The organism is Streptomyces longwoodensis (genome assembly GCF_001514125.1).
GTDB classification, from domain to species: Bacteria; Actinomycetota; Actinomycetes; order Streptomycetales; family Streptomycetaceae; genus Streptomyces; species Streptomyces longwoodensis.
This window is the reverse complement of record NZ_KQ948549.1, coordinates 978,854-997,788: the sequence shown is the minus strand read 5'-3', so window position 1 is coordinate 997,788 and position 18,935 is coordinate 978,854. Positions and strand designations below refer to the sequence as shown.

General features: G+C 73.8%; 21 protein-coding genes. 15 read left to right on the top strand and 6 right to left on the bottom strand.

Annotation, left to right across the window (positions count from 1 at the left end; all coding sequences use genetic code 11):
- Nucleotides 1–20: 20 nt before the first annotated feature.
- A complete protein-coding gene (locus AQJ30_RS04585) occupies nucleotides 21–617 on the bottom strand; it encodes a DUF4383 domain-containing protein (protein ID WP_079083801.1) in 597 nt (198 codons plus the stop codon).
- A gap of 177 nt (nucleotides 618–794) precedes the next feature.
- Between AQJ30_RS04585 and AQJ30_RS04580 the strand changes: the two genes are divergently transcribed.
- Both AQJ30_RS04580 and AQJ30_RS04575 read left to right on the top strand, forming a co-directional pair.
- Nucleotides 795–1,160: a cupin domain-containing protein gene (locus AQJ30_RS04580; protein WP_067228693.1), complete on the top strand. Its 366-nt coding sequence runs from the start codon at nucleotides 795–797 to the stop codon at nucleotides 1,158–1,160.
- Between the two features lie 41 nt (nucleotides 1,161–1,201).
- Nucleotides 1,202–1,678 carry a hypothetical protein gene (locus AQJ30_RS04575; RefSeq protein WP_067228692.1) on the top strand — a complete coding sequence of 159 codons (477 nt, stop codon included), beginning with the start codon at nucleotides 1,202–1,204 and terminating at the stop codon, nucleotides 1,676–1,678.
- 102 nt (nucleotides 1,679–1,780) lie between these two features.
- Here the strand turns inward: AQJ30_RS04575 and AQJ30_RS04570 are convergent, their stop codons facing one another.
- Nucleotides 1,781–2,563 carry a hypothetical protein gene (locus AQJ30_RS04570; RefSeq protein WP_067228690.1) on the bottom strand — a complete coding sequence of 261 codons (783 nt, stop codon included), beginning with the start codon at nucleotides 2,561–2,563 and terminating at the stop codon, nucleotides 1,781–1,783.
- Between the two features lie 180 nt (nucleotides 2,564–2,743).
- Here AQJ30_RS04570 and AQJ30_RS04565 point away from each other — a divergent pair, with 180 nt between their 5' ends.
- The 3 genes from AQJ30_RS04565 (at nucleotide 2,744) to AQJ30_RS04555 (ending at nucleotide 7,539) form a co-directional block, all read left to right on the top strand.
- Complete coding sequence (locus tag AQJ30_RS04565) at nucleotides 2,744–5,476, top strand: helix-turn-helix transcriptional regulator (protein ID WP_079083799.1); 2,733 nt, start codon at nucleotides 2,744–2,746, stop codon at nucleotides 5,474–5,476.
- Nucleotides 5,477–5,635: 159 nt separating this feature from the next.
- Complete coding sequence (locus tag AQJ30_RS04560) at nucleotides 5,636–6,991, top strand: histidine-type phosphatase (protein WP_067228687.1); 1,356 nt, start codon at nucleotides 5,636–5,638, stop codon at nucleotides 6,989–6,991.
- A gap of 161 nt (nucleotides 6,992–7,152) precedes the next feature.
- On the top strand, nucleotides 7,153–7,539 hold the full coding sequence (locus AQJ30_RS04555) for a VOC family protein (RefSeq protein WP_067228685.1): 387 nt from the start codon (nucleotides 7,153–7,155) through the stop codon (nucleotides 7,537–7,539).
- A gap of 117 nt (nucleotides 7,540–7,656) precedes the next feature.
- On the opposite strand, the gene AQJ30_RS04550 is transcribed toward AQJ30_RS04555, so the two are convergent.
- From AQJ30_RS04550 to AQJ30_RS04535, 4 genes are read right to left on the bottom strand one after another with little or no spacing between them, the layout of a single operon-like run.
- Nucleotides 7,657–8,313, bottom strand: coding sequence for a hypothetical protein (locus AQJ30_RS04550; protein WP_067228683.1), 657 nt, complete (start codon nucleotides 8,311–8,313; stop codon nucleotides 7,657–7,659).
- Between the two features lie 45 nt (nucleotides 8,314–8,358).
- On the bottom strand, nucleotides 8,359–9,054 hold the full coding sequence (locus AQJ30_RS04545; RefSeq protein ID WP_067228681.1) for a phosphatase PAP2 family protein: 696 nt from the start codon (nucleotides 9,052–9,054) through the stop codon (nucleotides 8,359–8,361).
- Entirely contained in the window at nucleotides 9,051–9,659 is a 609-nt protein-coding gene (locus AQJ30_RS04540; RefSeq protein WP_067228680.1) for a phosphatase PAP2 family protein, read from the bottom strand. The genes AQJ30_RS04545 and AQJ30_RS04540 overlap by 4 nt, the downstream gene beginning before the upstream one ends.
- Nucleotides 9,656–10,324: a DedA family protein gene (locus AQJ30_RS04535; protein WP_067228678.1), complete on the bottom strand. Its 669-nt coding sequence runs from the start codon at nucleotides 10,322–10,324 to the stop codon at nucleotides 9,656–9,658. The genes AQJ30_RS04540 and AQJ30_RS04535 overlap by 4 nt, the downstream gene beginning before the upstream one ends.
- Before the next feature lie 124 nt (nucleotides 10,325–10,448).
- On the opposite strand from AQJ30_RS04535, the gene AQJ30_RS04530 reads away from it, so the two are divergent.
- The 10 genes from AQJ30_RS04530 (at nucleotide 10,449) to AQJ30_RS04490 (ending at nucleotide 18,933) form a co-directional block, all read left to right on the top strand.
- Nucleotides 10,449–10,817, top strand: a complete 369-nt coding sequence (locus tag AQJ30_RS04530; RefSeq protein ID WP_067228677.1) for a BlaI/MecI/CopY family transcriptional regulator — start codon at nucleotides 10,449–10,451, stop codon at nucleotides 10,815–10,817.
- On the top strand, nucleotides 10,814–11,755 hold the full coding sequence (locus tag AQJ30_RS04525; RefSeq protein WP_067228675.1) for a M48 family metalloprotease: 942 nt from the start codon (nucleotides 10,814–10,816) through the stop codon (nucleotides 11,753–11,755). Before AQJ30_RS04530 ends, AQJ30_RS04525 begins: the two co-directional genes overlap by 4 nt.
- A gap of 94 nt (nucleotides 11,756–11,849) precedes the next feature.
- Nucleotides 11,850–12,566, top strand: coding sequence for a VanZ family protein (locus AQJ30_RS04520; RefSeq protein ID WP_067228673.1), 717 nt, complete (start codon nucleotides 11,850–11,852; stop codon nucleotides 12,564–12,566).
- Nucleotides 12,567–12,759: 193 nt separating this feature from the next.
- Entirely contained in the window at nucleotides 12,760–13,461 is a 702-nt protein-coding gene (locus tag AQJ30_RS04515) for a response regulator transcription factor (RefSeq protein WP_067228671.1), read from the top strand.
- Nucleotides 13,458–14,543: a sensor histidine kinase gene (locus AQJ30_RS04510; RefSeq protein ID WP_067228669.1), complete on the top strand. Its 1,086-nt coding sequence runs from the start codon at nucleotides 13,458–13,460 to the stop codon at nucleotides 14,541–14,543. The genes AQJ30_RS04515 and AQJ30_RS04510 overlap by 4 nt, the downstream gene beginning before the upstream one ends.
- 243 nt (nucleotides 14,544–14,786) lie before the next feature.
- Nucleotides 14,787–15,485, top strand: a complete 699-nt coding sequence (locus tag AQJ30_RS04505; RefSeq protein WP_067228667.1) for a GAF domain-containing protein — start codon at nucleotides 14,787–14,789, stop codon at nucleotides 15,483–15,485.
- Between the two features lie 493 nt (nucleotides 15,486–15,978).
- Entirely contained in the window at nucleotides 15,979–16,086 is a 108-nt protein-coding gene (locus tag AQJ30_RS37715) for a keywimysin-related RiPP (RefSeq protein WP_107119473.1), read from the top strand.
- A 137-nt stretch (nucleotides 16,087–16,223) separates the two neighbouring features.
- Nucleotides 16,224–18,083 (top strand): asparagine synthase-related protein, encoded by a 1,860-nt coding sequence (locus AQJ30_RS04500; RefSeq protein WP_067228666.1) that lies wholly within the window; start codon nucleotides 16,224–16,226, stop codon nucleotides 18,081–18,083.
- Between the two features lie 46 nt (nucleotides 18,084–18,129).
- Nucleotides 18,130–18,399, top strand: coding sequence for a lasso peptide biosynthesis PqqD family chaperone (locus AQJ30_RS04495; RefSeq protein WP_067228664.1), 270 nt, complete (start codon nucleotides 18,130–18,132; stop codon nucleotides 18,397–18,399).
- A 117-nt stretch (nucleotides 18,400–18,516) separates the two neighbouring features.
- On the top strand, nucleotides 18,517–18,933 hold the full coding sequence (locus AQJ30_RS04490; RefSeq protein ID WP_067228662.1) for a lasso peptide biosynthesis B2 protein: 417 nt from the start codon (nucleotides 18,517–18,519) through the stop codon (nucleotides 18,931–18,933).
- The last annotated feature ends 2 nt before the right edge of the window (nucleotides 18,934–18,935 follow it).

The following is an 18,935-nucleotide window of genomic DNA, read 5'->3' as shown; positions in this document are numbered from 1 at the left end:
AGGTGCCGTGGGGGGTGCCGTCACCGCCGGCCGCGGCGCACCGGGGTGAGGGGTTCCCCCTCGACCCCGGCCGCACCTGCCGGCCCGGACGGCACCGCGGCGACGGCGGCGGGCGGGAGCTGACCGCGCCGGGCGTGGAGCGACTCGCGGGCCGCCTCGCGCGGGTGGCGGCGGCGCCAGTAGGGATTGTCGTGGGACAGCCCTCCGGAGACCCGCCCGTACATCCCGAAGGTCGCGATCAGCAGGCCCATCGCGTAGCTGAAGAAGACGTTGGACATGCCGAAGTCCAGGAGGTTGGCGGGCTTGTCCAGGATGAAGATGTGGACGAAGCCGCTGAGCAGGAACAGTGACCCCACGGTGATGTTGAGCGTGGAGGCGATGTTCCCGCCGATCACGGCGCCCGCCACCAGCAGCAGCCCGAACACCACGGAGACCAGGCTGAGCAGCCCGTTGGTCGACATCCCCGCGACGCTGCTCCCGTCGGTGTCGAACGGGCGCAACTGGTCGGCGAAACCGAGGACGCCGAACACCAGGAGGACGACGCCGCACAGTCCGGCGCCGTAGCGGTACACGGTCGCGAGCCGGTGGTCCACCGGCAACTCGTCGCGCAGTCTCATGGCCCTTCCCTTCACAGCCGGTACGGGTACCGGGGCGGGGGTGCCCGCGCACCCATTCGTGACCTCTTCCGCCTCCGGGGCCGCCCCGGTTGCAGCAGTCACCCGACCGGAGGACACCGGTGCGCGGCGGCGTCCCGCCCACCCGTGCCGGGAAGGCCGCTGTTACCTTCCGGATCCATGAGCGACAGCGTGTACGTGGGCCATGCGGGCAGTGACGCGGCACTGGACCGGGGGTGGTTGCTGGGGCACTTCAAGGACGTCTCCGACCCCCGGCACAGCGAGGCCGTGGAGATCAAGTGGGGTGTCCACCCCCAGGGCGACGAGCGGGCCGAGTGGGTGACCGGCGAGGAGCGCACCGCCCTGCTGGTCCTCATCAGCGGGCGGTTCCGCGTGGAGCTGCCCGGCCGCAGCGTCCTGTTGTCCCGGCAGGGCGACTACGTCGTGTGGGGCCGGGGCGTCGACCACTCCTGGCACGCGGAGGAGGAGTCGGTGGTGCTGACGGTCCGCTGGCCTTCCGTACCGGGCTACCGGAGTGTTCCCTGATGCCGAGTGCTCGGCCTCCTCTCCCGGGCAGTAGGAACGGCATGGCCGACGAGGACGACACCGGCTTCACGCTGCCGCGGGGGGCGACGGGCTTCTTCCGGCCGGGGGACGGCCCGCTCCCGATGACCGACCTGCGGGCATTCCGCACCGCCCTGTACGCCGCTGCCCGGATCGCCGGAGGCGAAGTGGGCGAGGTGGAGGAACAGGCATACCCCCGGACCTTCCACACCGCATCCGTCGTGACGCGCGCGGGCGAGAACATCGTCCTGTGCCACGCCCATCACCCCTGGGTCGCCTTCGCCCGAACACGCCGGGACTGGTACGGGGACGCATTCCTCCCTCCCCCGCCGTGGGCCCGGGTCTTCACCGACGCGGACTTCGTGGTGCTCGGTGCCGGACGACTCGCCACACCACTCAGCGCGGTGCACACCGCGGTGCTCACCCGGCACGAGTGGCGTCAAGCGCGCCTTTACGGCGTCACCACGTTGGGCGGCCTGCTCTTCAACGCGTGGGACTGACGTCCACCATGGTCACCGCGTTCCTCCGCGTACGCGGTGGTCCCGCGGCCAGGGCCCGGGCGGGGCTCCTGGTCGCGGGACCACGTGCGGTGAGCGGGCCGGTCAGCCGATCGCGATGTCGTCGGCCAGGAACACGGTCGACAGGTAGGCGTCCGCGTCGGTCAGGGTGTAACCGCTCCCGGACTGGGTGGTCTCCAGGGAGACCTGGCCCACGTTGATGCCGTTGCCGGTGCCCGTGACGTTCTGGTGGAGCTCGTACTGGTCAAGCGGCGCACCGCTGTGCGCGTCCACGATCACCGCCTGGCGCGAGGCCGGGCCTGCCTCGCCCGCGCCGGTGACCGTCGAACGGTAGGCGAGCACCGGTACCTTGCCGGCCGCGTACACCACCAGGGTGCTGCTGTCCGAGCCCCTGGTCCTCGCGTGCTCCACGTGTTCGGCGTGCTTCACCGCAACGGCCGAGGCGTCGGCCGGCGTCAGCTTCGGTGAGGTGCCGGCGATACGGATCGCACCCGGGTGTGCCAGGTCCGAGCCGCTGATCCGGCCGTCCTCGGCGAGGTGCACCACCAGGTCGCCGCCGATCACGGGCAGGTCGCCGTAGGTGCGGTCGTAGCGCACGTGCCGGGCGCCGTCGGCGTCGATCAGCACGTCCTTGGCGACCAGGTGCTCGGTGGGGCCCAGCCCGAGCGCGCGGGCGGTCGCCGACGCGTCCCGGTCGGCCGTGCGTATCGCCTCGCGGCGCGTGTCGGCCGTCATCGCCCGGAATCCGGCGCCGGGTCGGCCGACGGAGCTGTGGGCGGCCGCGGTGGACTGGGCGGCCACCACGGTCACGGTGCCCAGGGCGAGGGCTGCCGCGACGGCGGTCGCCAGGGCGTTCTTGCGGTTCATCGCGATCCTTCCGCCGAGCCTCGTCGGGGAGTTGGCCGCAGAACGTCATCTGCGGTGCGGGGGGCGTTCAGCGGCGGTTGGCTCGGCTGTGGCCATGAGGCTAGGGACGCGGGGGTCGGCCGACATCGGGGCGATCCCTTGACGTGGACCGGGGAGGTCCGGTGGGCCCACCATGGCCCGATGCAAGACTCTGCGATGTGGGTGAGCGCGTCCCACGAGAACGGCCTTGTGCTGCCTGCGGTGCCGGAGGACATCAACGGCACCCGCCGGGTCGTCCTGTTCGGACCACCGGGAATCGGCAAGAGCACCGCGGCCGGGGTGCTGGGGCGACGGCTGGAGCTGCCCGTCGTGCGGCTGGCCCCGCGCCCGCAGGACGCCCGAGTCCCCTACGCCGGACTGCTCGAACTCGCGCTCGCCCTGCGGCCCCTGCCCGCCGCGCGGGAGTTGGCGACGGGCCTCGACGAGGCCGCCGGCCGGCCGGCCTCCCCGGACGTCGCCGGTCCGGCCCTCCGGCTGCGTCGGCAGACCGCCGCCCTGCTGCGGGACGCTCCTCCCATGACGCTGGTGGTGGACAACGCCCAGTGGCTGGACGCGGACAGTGCGGCCGTCCTGGGCTGGGCGCTGCGCCTGGCCCCGGACCTGCCCGTCATCGCGGCCGAGCGCACCTGGCGCCCGGGGGCCGCCGGCCACTGGTGCGGGGAGGACGCGTACGCGGTGCGCGTCCCGCCCCTGACCTGCCCCCAGGTCGCGACCCTGCTGTCCTCGCACGGGCTCGCCCACCGCGAGGTCACGCGTGTCCACGCCGGCAGCGGCGGCAATCCCGCGCTGGCCCTGGCGCTCGCCCAGGTGCGCGGCCACACCGCCGCCGTGCCGGTCACCGAGGACGCGGGCGTCGACCCGGTCCTCCCGCCCCCGGCACGCCAGTTGGTCGGCGCATGGCTGGACACCGTGTCGGCGGAGGTCCAGGACCTGCTCACGCTCGCCGCGCTCGACGACCGGCCCGGCCTCGACCTGTTGTGCCGCCTCGCGGGTCCGGCAGCCGAGAACCTCCTGGCCGAGGCCGAGGCGGCCGGACTCGTCGATCTGCAACAGCCCGGCGGGACGGTGCGCTTCACCGCTTCAGCGATCGCCGGCGAACTCGTGGCCCGTCAGCCGGGTCACGCGCGCAGGCTCCTGCACGCCCGCCTTGCCGGGGCCAGCCGTGACGGCGTCCGCCGCGACCGGCACAGCGTGCTGGCGGCCGACGACAGCGAGCCGCTGGCAGGACACCACGCCGCCGGCGCCGCCGTACGCGCCCGGCTGCGGGGCGAACACGCCCTCGCGGCCGAGCTCTCCCTGCTCGCCGCCCAGCGCACCCCGCACGACGCCGGCGACCTGTTCACCGAACGGGCCCTGACCGCCGTACGCGACGCCGCACGCTGCGGGGACCTGCCCCGCAGCCGGGCCGCCGCCCGCCTCGTCCTCGGCCACGACACCACCGCCGCCCAACGGATCGACGCGCTCATCGCATTGATCGACGCGAGCGGCCAACACCTGCACGGTGCGGACGAGTTGTTCGCCGACGCGCTCCACGCGGCAGCCGGACGGTCCGACCTCACCGCGCAGATCCTGATCCGCCAGTCCATCTGGGCCAATGTCAAGGAGGGCGACCCCGAACGGGCGTGCGCCCTCGCCGACCGGGCCGCCGACCTCGCCGAGGCCGCGGGCGACACCACCACCACCGTCATGGCCCTCACGATGCAGGCCCGCGTCCGACGCATCCTCGGCCACCCCGACGCCGCGACCACCCTCAGCCGCGCCCTGTCCCTGCCCCGTACCGCCCACCTGCCCGTCAACGCCACACCCCAGCACCTCGCCGCCCGGCACGCCCTCTTCGACGACCGCCCCGAGGAGACGCGCACCGGGCTGCTCCCCCTGCTCGTCGAGGCCGAGCGGACGGGGGACGCCGAGGCCACGGTGGACATCCTGCGCGGCCTCGCCGAGGCCGAACTGCGCGCCGGACGGTGCGCCAGGGCACTCGACCACGCCGACCGCGCCCAGGCGCTGACCGACGCAGCGGCCCTGTCACCCGCACCGGCGTGCTACACCTCCGCCCTCGCGGAGGGGGCCGCCCGGCGCACCGACCTCGCCCTCGCCCATGCGCGCCGCGGGGTCGACACCGCCCGCCAGGAGGACAACAAGGTCTTCCTCTCCCGCAACCTCTTCGCCCTCGGCCACCTCCTCCTGGCCGCCGGCCGTCCCAAGGAGGCCCTGCAGGCCCTCAAGGAGGTCCGCGCCCTGGAGGAGCTCCAGCGGGTCCGCGACCCGTCCGTGCTGCGCTGGCACCCCGAATTCGCCGAGACCCTCGTCGCCCTCGGCCGCCTCAGCCAGGCGCAGGGCCTGCTGGACGACACCCGCCGCACGGCGGCCGCTCTCGGCAGGGACACGGTGCTGCCCCCGCTCGAACGGGTCCAGGCACTGCTGGACGCCGCCTGCGGCGACTACGACACCGCCGCCCGGCGCCTCACCGACGCGGCCGACCGCCTCCACCACCTCCCGCTCGAACGCGGCAGGACCCTGCTGGCGCTCAGCCACACCGAACGGCGCGGGCGCCGGCGCGCCGGCGCCCGCGCCGCCGCGCACAGCGCCGCCGACCTCTTCACCGCCCACGAGGCACTCCCCTGGGCCCGCACCGCCGCACGCACCCTCGCCCGGCTGCAGGACACCCCGGCAGGCACCACCGACCCCCGGCTCACCTCCGCCGAACAACGCTGCGCCGAACTCGCCGCCGCCGGGGCCAGCAACCGCGACATCGCCACCGCCCTGACCGTCAGCGTCAAGACGGTCGAGGCCACGCTCACCCGCGTCTACCGGAAACTCGGCCTCAACTCCCGCATACAGCTGGCGCACACCTTCACTCAGGCACGTGAGTGACGCCTCACAGCACGGCCGCCGTCGGTGGCCGCTGATGGCCGCTGACAGCCGCTGATGCCGGGGGCCATCGTTGGCCGACGGCCACGAGCCATCCCGCCGATCCGCCCCGGCAACCTCGGCACCGGCCCCCGTTCACCCGCGACGATCAAGCTGCACCGCATGAAACGGTTCGTCCCAGTCCTCGCCGCCACCCTGTCCGCGCTGCTCGTCGCCTCCGTGCCCGCCCAGGCCACCGGCTCCCGGTCGCTCACCAGTTACGGGACCAAGGCGTCGTACGCGCCCCGGCAGAACGCTCACGGTTACCAGCGCGCTCCCCGCGGATACCGGCCCGTGTTCACCGAGACCGTGTCCCGGCACGGCTCGCGTGCGGCCACCAGCAGCAAGGACGGCGACCTCGTGCTCGCGCTGTGGGACCGGGCCGCGGCCGAGGACCAACTCACCTCCACCGGGCGGCGGTTCGGGCCCGACGTGCGGACGCTCCTCGCGGCCATGGCCACCGTCGGGTACGGCAATCTCAGCGGACGCGGCGAGCAGGAGCTACGGGACACCGCCGCACGCCTGGAGCAGCGGCTCCCCGGCCTCTTCCAGCGGATCGCCGAGAACGGTGAGCCCATCGACGTCGTCACCTCCGGTGAGGCACGCGCCGTCGCCAGCGGCACCGTGTTCACCGGGGCCCTCGCCTCCGGCGACCCCGCCCTCGCGCCGCTCATCCGGCCCGCCCGGGCCGACCGGGACCTGCTCTACTTCCACAAGTCGGCGGGCGGCGCGGCCTACCGCGACTACGTCGACCACGACCAGCGGCTGGCCACCACCCTGAAGGACATCACCGAGCAGCCCGCCACCGCGCCGGCGGCCCGCAGGGTCCTGGAGCGGATCTTCAAGCCCGCGTTCGTCCAGCGCGTCGTGGACGGCGCGTTCTCCTCCGTGGCCTCCGACGTCGACGCCGCCCGGGCGGTCTACAACCTCTACGCGATCGCCCCGAGCCTGAGCGCCGAGATGCCGGACCACCGCGCCCTGCCCATGGAGCGCTACATCGCGCCGCGGGACGCCGCGTGGTTCGGGTACCTGAGTGACGCCGAGGACTTCTACGAGAAGGGCCCCGGGTTCGCGGACAGCGACATCACCTACCGGATGGCCGGTGTCCTGCTCGACGACTTCTTCCGGCAGGCCGAGGCCAAGCGGGCCGGCACCAGCGCGCTGGGCGCGGAACTGCGCTTCACGCACGCCGAGGAGATCATCCCGCTCGCCGCGCTGATGGGCCTGCCGGGCAGCACCGTGGCGGCGACGCCCGACCGGCCGTACACCTACGCCGACAACCCGTGGCGCGGGGCATCCGTCTCCCCCATGGCGGCGAACATCCAGTGGGACGTCTTCCGCAAGGGCGACACCTACCTGGTGCGCATGCTCTACAACGAGAAGGAGACCGCCTTCAAGCCGGGCTGCCGTCCCGTGTCCCGGGGCAGCGTCTTCTACGACCTGGACGAGCTGGAGCGCTGCTTCGGCCGCGCGAGCTGAGCCGGCGGGCGGCTGCCTCCACGCCGGGGTCACAGACAGGCCCACGGCCTATCGTGGAGCCGTGGCGGACGAGGTGATCAAGGGGCTGCCCGGTCCCGCGCATCGCCGTCCCGAGCAGTCGTCACCCGACGGCTGAGGCCCGACGCACCGGAGAGCACCCCATGAGGATCCATCTCACCAACGTCTTCGTCGACGACCAGGAGACGGCCCTGCGTTTCTACACGGACGTGCTGGGCTTCGCGAAGAAGCACGACGTGCCGCTGGGCGCGGACCGGTGGCTGACGGTGGTCTCGCCGGAGGACCCCGAGGGCACGGAGCTGCTGCTGGAGCCGTCCGGTCACCCCGCGGTGGGGCCGTACCGGGCGGCGCTCGTGGCGGACGGCATCCCGGCCGCCTCGTTCGCGGTGGACGACGTGCGGGCGGAGTTCGAGCGGCTGCGCGCGCTCGGGGTCCGGTTCACGCAGGAGCCGGTGGAGATGGGCACGGTCACCACCGCCGTCCTGGACGACACCTGTGGCAATCTGGTGCAGATCGTGCACAGCAAGTAGCACGCGCGCGGGAGCGGGAGGGGGGCCCTGGTCCCAGGGAGTGTCCTGGTCCCAGGGAGTGTCCTGGTCCCAGGGAGTGTCCTGGTCCCAGGGGGTGTCCTGGTCCCAGGGGGTGTCTTAGTCCCGAGGGGTGCCGTCCCAGCGCCACGTGGTGGGGCGGGGGCGTCCCGGCAGGTCGGCGCGCCCGGTCGCCCAGAGCAGGGTGGCCCAGGGCTCCGTCATCGTCGGGGCGTCCGGGAACAGCCGGGCGAGGACCCGCGCGCACAGGTCGGCGGGCGGGTCCCAGGGCAGGCCGAGGCCTTGGGCCAGGTCGTGGGTGTGCACCACGGTCTCGACGATCCCCATGGCGGCGAAGCCCTCGGCGTCTGAGGCGCCGTGCACGTGGTGGGCGCGTACGTGCGAGTGTGTCGTGCGGACCATGGCGACCAGCAGCGCGCCGCACGCCTCCAGCACCTGCAGCAGACCCGCCGGTCCGGCGGCCCGGTCGGCGTGGACGGCGTTCGCGGGTCCGCCGGGCCGCCTGCTCTCCCAGAGGAACGGCACCTCGCCGTTCGACGGCGGTGTCCTCGGCCCGAGTTGCGCGGCGTACGCGAAGAGGTCGTCGCTGAGGTGCTCCACGGTCTCCCAGCAGTCCCACTCCAGCGAACCGGCCCTGCTCTCCCACGCCCCGTCCGGCGCCTCCCGCAGGAGCGTGACGGCGAGCTGTACGGCGAGGTCGAGGTCATCTGCGGTGACGGATGCCCGGTGGGAGCCGCCCTCGGCTGTTCGAGACATGGCAGGACGGTATCGCGCCGCGCCGGGGTGACGCCGGTCCCCCGATCATGGGCCGTGTCCGGTCGGCTGCGGAGCCGGGCGGGGCGTGACCGTGGTGAGGAAGGCGCCGGGCAGCCAGCGGGCCGCCGCCCAGAGGCAGGTGCCCAGCCAGGCCGTGGCGAACAGCCACCCCCCGATGACGTCGGTGAACCAGTGCACGCCGAGGTAGACGCGGGTCAGGCCGACCGACAGGCCCCAGCAGGCGACGGCGATCTGGAGGGCCCTGCCGCCGCGCGGGGCGCGCAGCGCGAGGGCGACGATGAGTATGCCCGCGGTCAGGGCCGCCGTGGTGGTGTGCCCGGAGGGGAACGCCCAGCCGCTCGCATGGGTCGCCCAGTCGGAACGCGGGGGGCGCGGCCGGTGCACGCGGGTCATCGTGGCGTAGCGCAGGACCTGACCCGTGGCCAGGCAGGACAGGGCGAGGGCGGCGGCTCCCAGTCTCTGTCGCGCGGTCCGCCCGGCCAGGGCGCCGGCGAGGGTCACGAGCGCGTACGGGACCACGCCGCTGCCGGTGGCGGTCACGCCGCGGGCCAGGGCCACCAGTTCGTCGGAGCGGTGGGCGACGGACCGGCTGAGGAAGGTGCCGTCCAGCCAGAGCGGTGCGCCGGCACCGCCCACGACGATCATCGTCAGCACCGCGAAGGCCGTCCAGGCGCCGACACCGGCGCTCCCGGCGAGGTCGGCGGCGTCCCTGCGGTTCATGAGGCCGACAGCAGGGTGCGCAGCGGTGCCGTCGCCGTCGCCCGCCGGGCCAGGGCGGGCGACCACCGGCGGACGACCAGCATGGCGGGCAGGGCCACCAGGATCCCCACGAGGACACCGGCCAGGACGTCGTGCGGGTAGTGGACGCCGATCCAGACGCGGGAGACCGCCATCGCGACGGCCGCCCCGCACGCGAGCGCGCCCAGCCGCCGCGAGACGAAGAGCAGCGCCACGGCGGCCGCCACGGCGATCACCGCGTGGTTGCTCGGGAACGACCAGTCGCCGTGCGCCGGACACGCCTCGAGGGTCGTCACCCGCAGGGTCCGGCACGGCCGGTCCTCTCGCACGGCCGACTTCAGGACGAGGTCCACGCCGTACGCCAGGAGCGCCACCAGGGGCACGGCCAGGGCCGTGAGCGCCTCCGCGGCTCCCTGGTGGCGGGCCCGCCACCAGGCGAGCACCATCAGCACGGCGAACAGCGCCAGGCCGTACGCCGACCACACCGTCACGGCGGTGTCCAGCCAGCCGGGCGCGTGCTGCGCCCAGTGCGTGACGTCCCGGTACGCGGAGCCGTCGATCGACGCCCCGCCGAACGCCATGATCATCCGCTGGCCTCCTTCTCCTCCGTGCGCCTGCGGCCGCGGTACAGCTCGGCGGCCAGCGGGACCAGCGACAGCGCCACGATCAGGGCGACCAGCGGCAGCAGGTAGCGGTCCACGTCCGGGATCGACGATCCGAGGCCGTACCCGGCCAGGGTCAGGCCGATGCTCCAGACCAGGCCGCCGGCCGTCTGCCAGACGGTGAACACGCGCGCGGGCACGCCCAGCGCCCCCGCCAGCGGGTTGAGCACGGTCCGCACCACCGGCACGAATCTCGCCAGCACGATCGCCTTCGCGTGCCCGTACCGCTCGAGCAGTTCCTCCGCGCGTCGCGCCCCGTCGCGCAGCCGGGCCGAGCTGCTGCGGGCCAGCAGGGCACCGCCCGCGCGGCGCCCCAGCAGGTAGCCGCACTGCGCTCCGGCCACCGCGCCGAGCGCCGCCGCGCACAGCAGCGGCCCAAGGGACAGCCGTACGCCGTGCTGTCCCGCGCCCGTGCACAGCAGGCCCGCGGTGAACAGCAGGGAGTCGCCCGGCAGGAAGAAGCCGATCAGCAGGCCCGTCTCGGCGAACATCACCACGCCGACGCCCAGCACGCCGAAGGCGGCCAGCAGCGACCGCGCGTCGAGGGGATTCACGGCGAGCTGCGACGATAGAGCCATGGGTGTGTTCATCGGCATGTCCTTTCGTGCGACCCGCACGGAGATCCGACCGCCGAGCGGATGCACGGCACTGGCCGACTACAATCCTGTAGACGGTCTACACACTGTAGACGATCGCGGGGTGAGGATCGTTCCCATGACCGATGCGAAGGACCAACGCCGTCCGGCCGGCGAACTGGAGGCCGCGGTGATGGCCGCGCTGTGGGCCGCGGGCGCGCCGCTCACCCCGGCGCAGGTCCAGGCCGAGCTCGCCTCTGGCCTGGCCCGCACGACGGTGACGACGATCCTGTCCCGGCTGCACGAGAAGGGGACGGTGGAGCGGGAGCGGCAGGGCCGCGGTTACGCCTACCGCCCGCTGCAGGACCCGCACGGCCTGACCGCGCTGCGCATGCACAGCGAGCTCGACCGCGGCGACGACCGCGAGAGCGTCCTGGCGCGGTTCGTGGCCCAGCTCAGCCCGGACGACGAAGAGGTGCTGCGCCGTCTGCTGCAGGAGGGCCAGTGACGTTCTCCTTCCTGCCGGTCCTCCTGGTCCCCCTGCTGGCGCCGTGCGTGGCCCCGCTGCTGGCCCGCCGGGTCCTCGACCGCTGCCCGCCGGTGGCCGCCCTCTGGACGCTGACCGTCTCGGCCCTGCTCCTGGCGGCGGGCACCGTCGCGACCCTCGGCACGCTGACGCTCACAGGAATGCTGCACGTCCCCGCCTTCGCCGCCGTCGGGGAGCTGGTGCATCCCCTGCGCACCCCGTCCGCGTGGCTGGTGCTGCCCTTGGCCGTCCTTGCCGCCGGCCTGCTGACGCTCGCCACGCTCGCCCTCGGGCGTTCCGTCGTACGGCAGACCGCGGGGCTGCGCACGGCGCGGTCGCAGGCCGGCCGGTGTCCCGCGGCGGGTGACCTGTGCGTCGTCGAATCGGCGCGGCCCGACGCGTACGCCCTGCCCGGCCGCCCGCACCGCATCGTCGTCACCACCGCCATGCTGCGCAGCCTCGACGCGCGCGAGCGCGAGGCCCTCTTCGCCCACGAGCGCGCCCACAACGCGGGCGGCCACCACTACTTCCTGGCCGCGGCCGAACTCGCCGCCCACTGCCATCCCGCGCTGCGCCCGGTCCGCGACGCGATCCGGCTGGCCGCCGAGCGCGCCGCCGACGAGGCCGCGGCCCGCCGCGTCGGCGACCGTCGCCTCACCGCGCGCGCCATCGCGCGCGCCGCCCTGGCCACCCACACGGCGGACACCCGCCGCTCCGCGGTCACCCCGGCGGCCACCACGGGCCCGGTGCCCCGCCGCGTCGCCGCCCTCCTCTCCCCCACCCACCGCCCGCTGCGCACGGGCTCGTGGATCGCGGCACTGCTGGCCGTCTGCGCCGTCCTGTCCGTCACGACGGCGGCGACGAGCGCGGTCGAGGTGCACCAGGACATCGAGGTGGCCCAGGGGGAGGCGCGCGGCTGAGACCTCGGACGGCTGGGGCGAGCACCCGCACCTGTCGTCGGCGTATCGAGAACCGCATACGCCCTCGCAACAGCGTCTCGCCTGCAATGGCGGGATGAATCACGTAGCCCGCACCGCATCCCCGTCCCCACGAGCTCGGCGTGTCCGCACCGGTGTCGCCCTCGGGCTGGTGTGTCTCGCTGTCGCCGGTGCCGCGTACGTCGTGCGCCGGCCGCTCATGATGTCCGCTCCGAGGTGTGCGGCGGGCCGGTGGCACGGGTGCTTCGACACCTTCAACGGGGTGGTGCTGATGACCTTGGTCGCGCTGCCGCTGTCCGCCCTGGTGGTGTGCGCGCTGACCTGGTGGCGGCGGCGTCACGGCGTCGACGGGGCGGCGAGGCTGTCGTCGGCCGAGGTGGGCATGGTGCACGGGACGGTGCCGTTCCTGTGGCTGACCATGATGCCGGGCGCCGGAGTGGGCGTCGCCCCCGCGCGGGTGAGCCTCGTGCCGCTGCGGGACCTCGCCACGATGGGCACCCTCGGGATCGTCGGCAACCTGCTGGTCCTCGCGTCCCTCGGCTTCTTCGCCCCGATGCGGTTCACGGCCCTCGCGTCCGCGCCGCGCATCCTGGCCCTGGGGGTGGGCTGCTCGGTGCTCGTGGAGGTCTCCCAGTCCGTGTTCCGGCTCGACCGCGTGTCGTCCGTCGACGACGTGCTCCTCAACGCGGCGGGTGCGCTGCTGGCCGGACTGGCGTCGCGGCCCTGGTGGCGCGGCGGTACGCGGCGGGCGACGGCGGAGGCGGACCGTCCGGCGCCGGTGGCGGCGGGGTGACGCGGGGTCCGGCGACGGGGTGAGTTCGGGGCGGCGGGAGCGACGTACGCGCGCGTGACAGCTGTATGGATGTACGCGTGCGTGACAGCTCTATGAGCTTACGCGCGCATGGCCGCGAGGTCGGCGTACGCTCCAGCCGCCCCCCGCGTGCTTGCATACGGCGCCGATATGCCGTGCTGCCTACGCTGCTGACATGCGCGTACTGATAGTGGAGGACGAGCCGTACCTCGCCGAGGCCGTCCGTGACGGGCTGCGGCTGGAGGCGATCGCCTCCGACGTCGCGGGCGACGGGAACACCGCCCTGGAACTGCTCGGCGTCAACTCCTACGACCTGGCCGTCCTCGACCGCGACGTCCCCGGCCCCTCCGGGGACGAGGTGGCCCGCCGCATCGTCGCCTCCGGCAGCGGCATCCCGATCCTGATGCTCACCGCCGCCGACCGGATCGACGACAAGGCGTCCGGCTTCGAGCTCGGGGCGGACGACTACCTCACCAAGCCGTTCGACCTGCGGGAACTCGTCCTGCGGCTCAGGGCGTTGGACCGGCGGCGCGCGTACGCGCGGCCCCCGGTGCGCGAGATCGCCGGGCTGCGGCTCGACCCGTTCCGCCGGGAGGTCCACCGCGACGGGCGCTACGTCGCCCTCACCCGCAAGCAGTTCGCGGTGCTGGAGGTCCTCGTCGCCGCGGAGGGCGGGGTCGTCAGCGCCGAGGAACTGCTGGAACGGGCCTGGGACGAGAACGCCGACCCGCTCACCAACGCCGTACGCATCACCGTCTCCGCGCTGCGCAAGCGGCTCGGTGAGCCGTGGGTCATCGCCACGGTGCCGGGGGTCGGCTACCGCATCGACGCGGGCCCCGGAACCGCTCCCCGCCCCGGCAGTCGGCAGCCGGCATGACCGGACGCGCCCGACTCGGGCTCAGCGCCCGGTTGAAGCTCGCCCTCAGCTACGCGGGGTTCCTGGCCGTCGCCGGTGCCCTGCTGCTCGCCGTGGTGTGGTGGTACCTGCTGCGCTACGTGCCCGACAACGACCAGGGCCTGCTCGGGATCTCCCCCAACCGCTACCTCCTGGTGCACACGTTCGCCCCGGCCGCGGCCTGGGCGATGGCCTTCCTGCTCGTGTTCGGCCTCGTCGGGGGATGGCTGCTGGCCGGCCGGATGCTCGGGCCGCTGGGCCGGATCACGGACGCGGCGCGGCTGGCCGGGAGCGGGTCGCTGTCCCACCGCATCCGCATGACGAACCGCCGGGACGAGTTCCGCGAGCTCGCCGACACGTTCGACTCGATGCTCGACCAGCTGGAGTCCCACGTGGACGAGCAGCGCAGGTTCGCCGCCAACGCCTCCCACGAACTGCGCACCCCGCTCGCGATCTCGCGCACGCTCCTCGACGTCGCCCGCAAGGACCCGTCGCGCGACCCCGGCGAGCTCGTCGAACGCCTGTACGCCGTCAACAACCGGGCGATCGGCCTCACCGACGCGCTGCTGCTGCTCAGCCGCGGTGACGGCGGGACGTTCCCGCGCGAGCCCGTCGACCTGTCCCTCCTGGCCGAGGAGGCCGCCGAGACGCTGCTGCCCCTCGCCGAGCGGCGCGGCGTCACGCTCGACGTCACCGGCGCGGCGGCCCGGACCAGTGGCTCGGCGGACCTGCTGCTGCGCGTGGTGACGAACCTCGTCCAGAACGGCATCGTGCACAACCTCCCCGCCGACGGCACGGTGACGGTCCACACGGAGTCGTACGACGGCACGAGCGTGCTGCGCGTGGAGAACACGGGCCGCCCGGTCCCGCAGGACCTGGTACCGACGCTGACCGAGCCCTTCCAGCGCGGCACGGAACGCGTCCGCACCGACGAGCACGCCGGAGTCGGCCTCGGCCTGGCCATCGTGCGCAGCGTCGTCCGCGCCCACGGAGGAACCCTCGCGCTGGTCCCGCGCCCCGCGGGCGGACTGGTCGTGACGGTCCGGCTGCCGGGCCCGCCGTAGCCGCGCGACGCAGACCCAGGTCGGCTGACCTCGGCCGTCCGCGGCCGGCACCCGCTGGGTGCTGCCGTACCGGTCACGCGTCGTGGCGGCGCAGCGGCCGGCGCCGCGGTGACCGGCGTGCGGCCGGTCGCACGGGGCACCCGACCTCCCCACAGGAGCGTCGCGCAGTGGTGCGCGGGGGAACGGGAGAGGCGTCGTGCGTGGTGCAGGGGTAGGGGCAGGGGCCGGGTCGCGGAGGTGCCGATGACGGTCGACGTGGGGAAGGCCGTGCGGCTGGTCGCGGAGGCCGCGGCGGACGCCCCCGGCGAGGAGGTGCCCCGCCGGGTGTGCGCGGCCGTGCGCGAAGGGCTCGGGGTGGACGGCGTCACGCTGTCGCTGCTCACCGACACCCCGTCCCGCCAACTGCTCGCCGCGTCCGGCGACGCCGCGCTGCAGCTGGAGGACATCCAGTTCACGGTGCTGGAGGGGCCGTGCATCACCGCGGCGCACACCGGTGAGCCCGTGGCCGTCCACGACCTGCGCGACGGCCTGACGCCCTGGCCGCTGTTCGGCGCGACCGTACGCGAGAGGCTGCCGGAGGTGGGCTCGATCTACGCCCTCCCCCTGTTCTTCGGCGACTACGTCCTCGGCTCGGTCGACCTGCTGGCGCACCGCGCGCACGCGCTCGACGCGGACCAGTTGGAGGAGGCGTCCGCCGTGGCCGACGCGGTGACGGCCGCGCTCATGCCCACCCGGGACATGCTGCTCACCGGGCAGGCGGCCCCGGCGTGGGAGCCGCGCCACACCGTCCGCGCCCACTGGTTCGACACGGCCCGGGCGACCGCGGTCCTGGCCGACCGGCGCGGCGTCAGCCGCGAGGACGCCCTCGCCCTCATGCGCGCCGAGGCCTTCCGCACCGGCCGCACACTCGCCGACATCACGCGGGACGTCCTGCGCGACTAATTGCATCGTGCACAGTTGAACAATTCGAGCATTCGGACATTTGAATGCTCGACCAATTGTGCGAAGAATTTCGATCATGGCCGGATTCCAGCGAGGGACAGGAACTCACCAAAGATGTCTGACCTGCCTCGACGGATCGGTGACCAGAAGGGTGAAGTGACGTCGTCGAGTCTCAATCACGACCCCTGTTGACCTGCTAACTCCCTCGTGTACCCGCATGTCCCGCCCACATGGCCAACGCTGGAACAAATCCGATGCATCAGCCCGCGCCACGATGCATATTTCACCTCTCGAATATCGTCATGCACCCCCGACGCACTGTTGTGACGAACCGATCGATGCCCATAAGGTGACTCACCGAGTCGGCCGCCCACGGGCTCCGGAACCGTGCGGAATACGGCCCGATTCGAGCAGGCGCCTGTGCCCGACGTTCCACTTCAGACGACAGCAACGACGACACCTGATGTCGTCGTCGACGAAGGGAAGAGTGGCCATGACGTACGAGCGTCCGACCCTCACCAAGGCCGGCGGTTTCCGCAAGACGACGGGCCTGGCCGGCGGCACCGCCAAGGACCTCCTCGGCGGTCACCAGCTCATCTGACCCGATCTGAGGGGACCCCGTGCCCGCACACCTGTGAGTGCGGGCACGGGGTCCGCCCCGAAGGGCCCCGCCCAGCGCCTCTCCCCCCTCCCCTGCCGCCTCGGCAGACCCATCGACGACCGGAGGTACATGAGCTCATGGACAGCCCTGTGTCGCTCACCGTCGTGCCCTCCTGGCTTGTCGTGCTGCCCGACACCGACGCGGCGGCGGCCGTGGCGGCCGACGTGCTGCCGTACGCCACCGCGAGTCACCACCACGCGTCCGGCCGGCCCTGGTTGGTGAGCCGCGGGCGTGCGGACGAACTGACCGTCGGCACGTGCGGCGGGGTGCGCCTCGCGGTGGTGGGCGAGCACGCCGTCGACCGGGCAGAAGCGGACCGGGCGGCGGCCGCCGTCACCGATCTCGCCTCCCTCGACCGCTTCGCCCGCTCCTGGCACGGCAGTTACCACCTCCTGGCCAGCGTGCACGGCCGGGTGCGGGCCCAGGGCACGGTGACCGGTGTCCGCAGCCTGTTCCACGGCACCGCGGGAGCAGCACACGTGGCGGCCGACCGTGCCGACGTCCTGGCCGGCCTCGTCGGCGCTCCTCTCGACGAGGGGCGCCTCGCCCTGCAGTTGCTCAGCCTCGGAGTGCTCCACCCGCTCTCCGCCCGGCCCGTGTGGCGGGGCGTTGAGGCCGTGCCCGGCACCGACTGCCTCGTTCTGGAGCGCGACGGCCGGGCCCGCCGCAGACGCTGGTGGTCGCTGCCGCGCCGCGACGTTCCGCTCGCCGAGGGCGCGTCGCTGCTGCGCGAGGAGCTGCGCCGCGCTGTCGACGTGCGCGTCCGGGGCCGGGACGTGGTGACCGCGGACCTGGGCGGTCTGGACTCGACCGCCGTGGTGTGCACCGCAGTTCGGGCCGGCGCCGACGTCATCGCCTACACCGCGGCCACACACGACCCGCGGGGCGACGACGTCCGCTGGGCGCACCGTACGGTCGCGGAACTGTCGTCGGCGGGCGGCGCCGGGCGCATCGAGCACCACGTGGTGCCCGCCGGGGAGTTCCCGCTCACCTTCGACGGCGTCGACGCGCTCACCGACGTCCTGGACGCCCCGTCGCTGTACGCCGTTGACCGCAACCGGCGGATGAGCCTGCTGACGCTCGCCGCGAAACGGGGGTCCACCGTCCACCTGAGCGGATTCGGCGGTGACGAACTGCTCGCGGGAGCGTCCGCGCGCGTGCACGAGCTGTTGCCGCGCGACCCCCGCACGGCCGTGCGCCACGCCCGTGGCTACCTGGCCAAGTACCGCTGGTCACGGCGGAGCGCCGTACGGCAACTGCTCGACCGGCGCCCCTACGGGGCCTGGCTGCAGCAGATCGCCGACGACCTCACCAGCCCGTTGCCCACCCTGGACGAACCACTGTTCCAGTGGTGTTCGCCCGCCAGGATGCCTCCCTGGGCCACCCCGGAGGCGGTCGACGCCGTGCGCACCCTGATCCGGCAGGAGGCCGCGGTCACGGAACCCCTGGGCCCCGGACACGGGGAGCACCGGGAACTCGCCACCATGCAGGCGGTGTCACGCTTCGCCCGGCAGCTGAACCAGATGACGTCCCCGGACGGTCCCCGCTTCGCCTCCCCGTTCTACGACGACCGGGTCGTCGAGGCCGGCCTGGCCGTACGGCCGGCGGAGCGCGTGACACCGTGGCAGTACAAGCCGTTGATCGTCGAGGCCATGCGCGGGGTCGTGCCCGAGGACTGCCGGACCCGCGCCACCAAGGCCAACGCGACGCTGGAGGAGGAGGTCGGGCTGCGGCGCCACCGCGACGCCCTGCTCGCCCTGTGCGAGGACTCCCGGCTGGCTGAACGGGGGCTGGTCGACGCGGACGCGTGGCGCGCCTGGTGCTCCGGCCCGGTGTCGGCCGAGCTGGAGAACGTCCTGCTGCACCCGACCGTCGGTTGTGAGGTGTGGCTGCGCACGCACGAGACCCTGACCCGCCGGAACCACCGGGACGGCTGATGATCCGGCCGCCTCTTCAAGTGATCCATGGCAGAGAGGTGTTGCGATGAACGCGACGAACGTGAAGCTACGCGGTGGCGTCCTGATGGCCGAGACCGAGTACGGCCTCGCGCTGCTCGACGAGAAGAGCGGCGAGTACTGGACGCTCAACCCGACCGCCGCCCTGCTCCTGGAGACCCTGCTGGCGGGCGGGACCCCGGACGACGCGGTCCGGGCCCTGACCGAGCGGTACGACGTCGGCGCCGACCTCGCCGGGCAGGACGTCGACCGCATCCTCGCGGAACTGCGATCGGCCGGGCTCGTCCAGGGCGACTGACCGGCACGACGGCCGCCGTCGCCTGAGCGGCCGACGGACCCGGGCGCTCCGCAGCCCGACCGGCCGGAGCACCCGCGCCCCCCTTCACAAGGCCCGCACCCGCAGAGAGGAACCGCCATGTCGATGCCGGAGTCGGTCCCCTACCGACCTCGTTCCGTACCGCTGCCCACCCGGTCGGCGGCCCGCCTCGCCGTGGGGTGCGCCCACCTGCTCGCCCTGTTGCCGCCCTCCCGGATCCGCACGGTGCTGCGCCAAGTGCGCCGGGGCGCACGGCCGGCCACCGCGGCGCAGACGGCCACGGCCCTGGAGACCGTGCTGGCGGTGAGCCTCACCGCCGGCGGACGCCGGGGCTGTCTGCCCAGGTCACTGGCCACCGTGCTGCTGTGCCGGATGCGCGGCCAGTGGCCGGTCTGGTGCGTGGGCGTGCGCAAGCAGCCGCCGTTCGCCGCGCACGCCTGGGTCGAGGCGGAGGCCGAACCGATCGGTGAGGACTGCCCGGCGGACTACTTCCAGCGCTTCTTCGCGGTCGACTGACC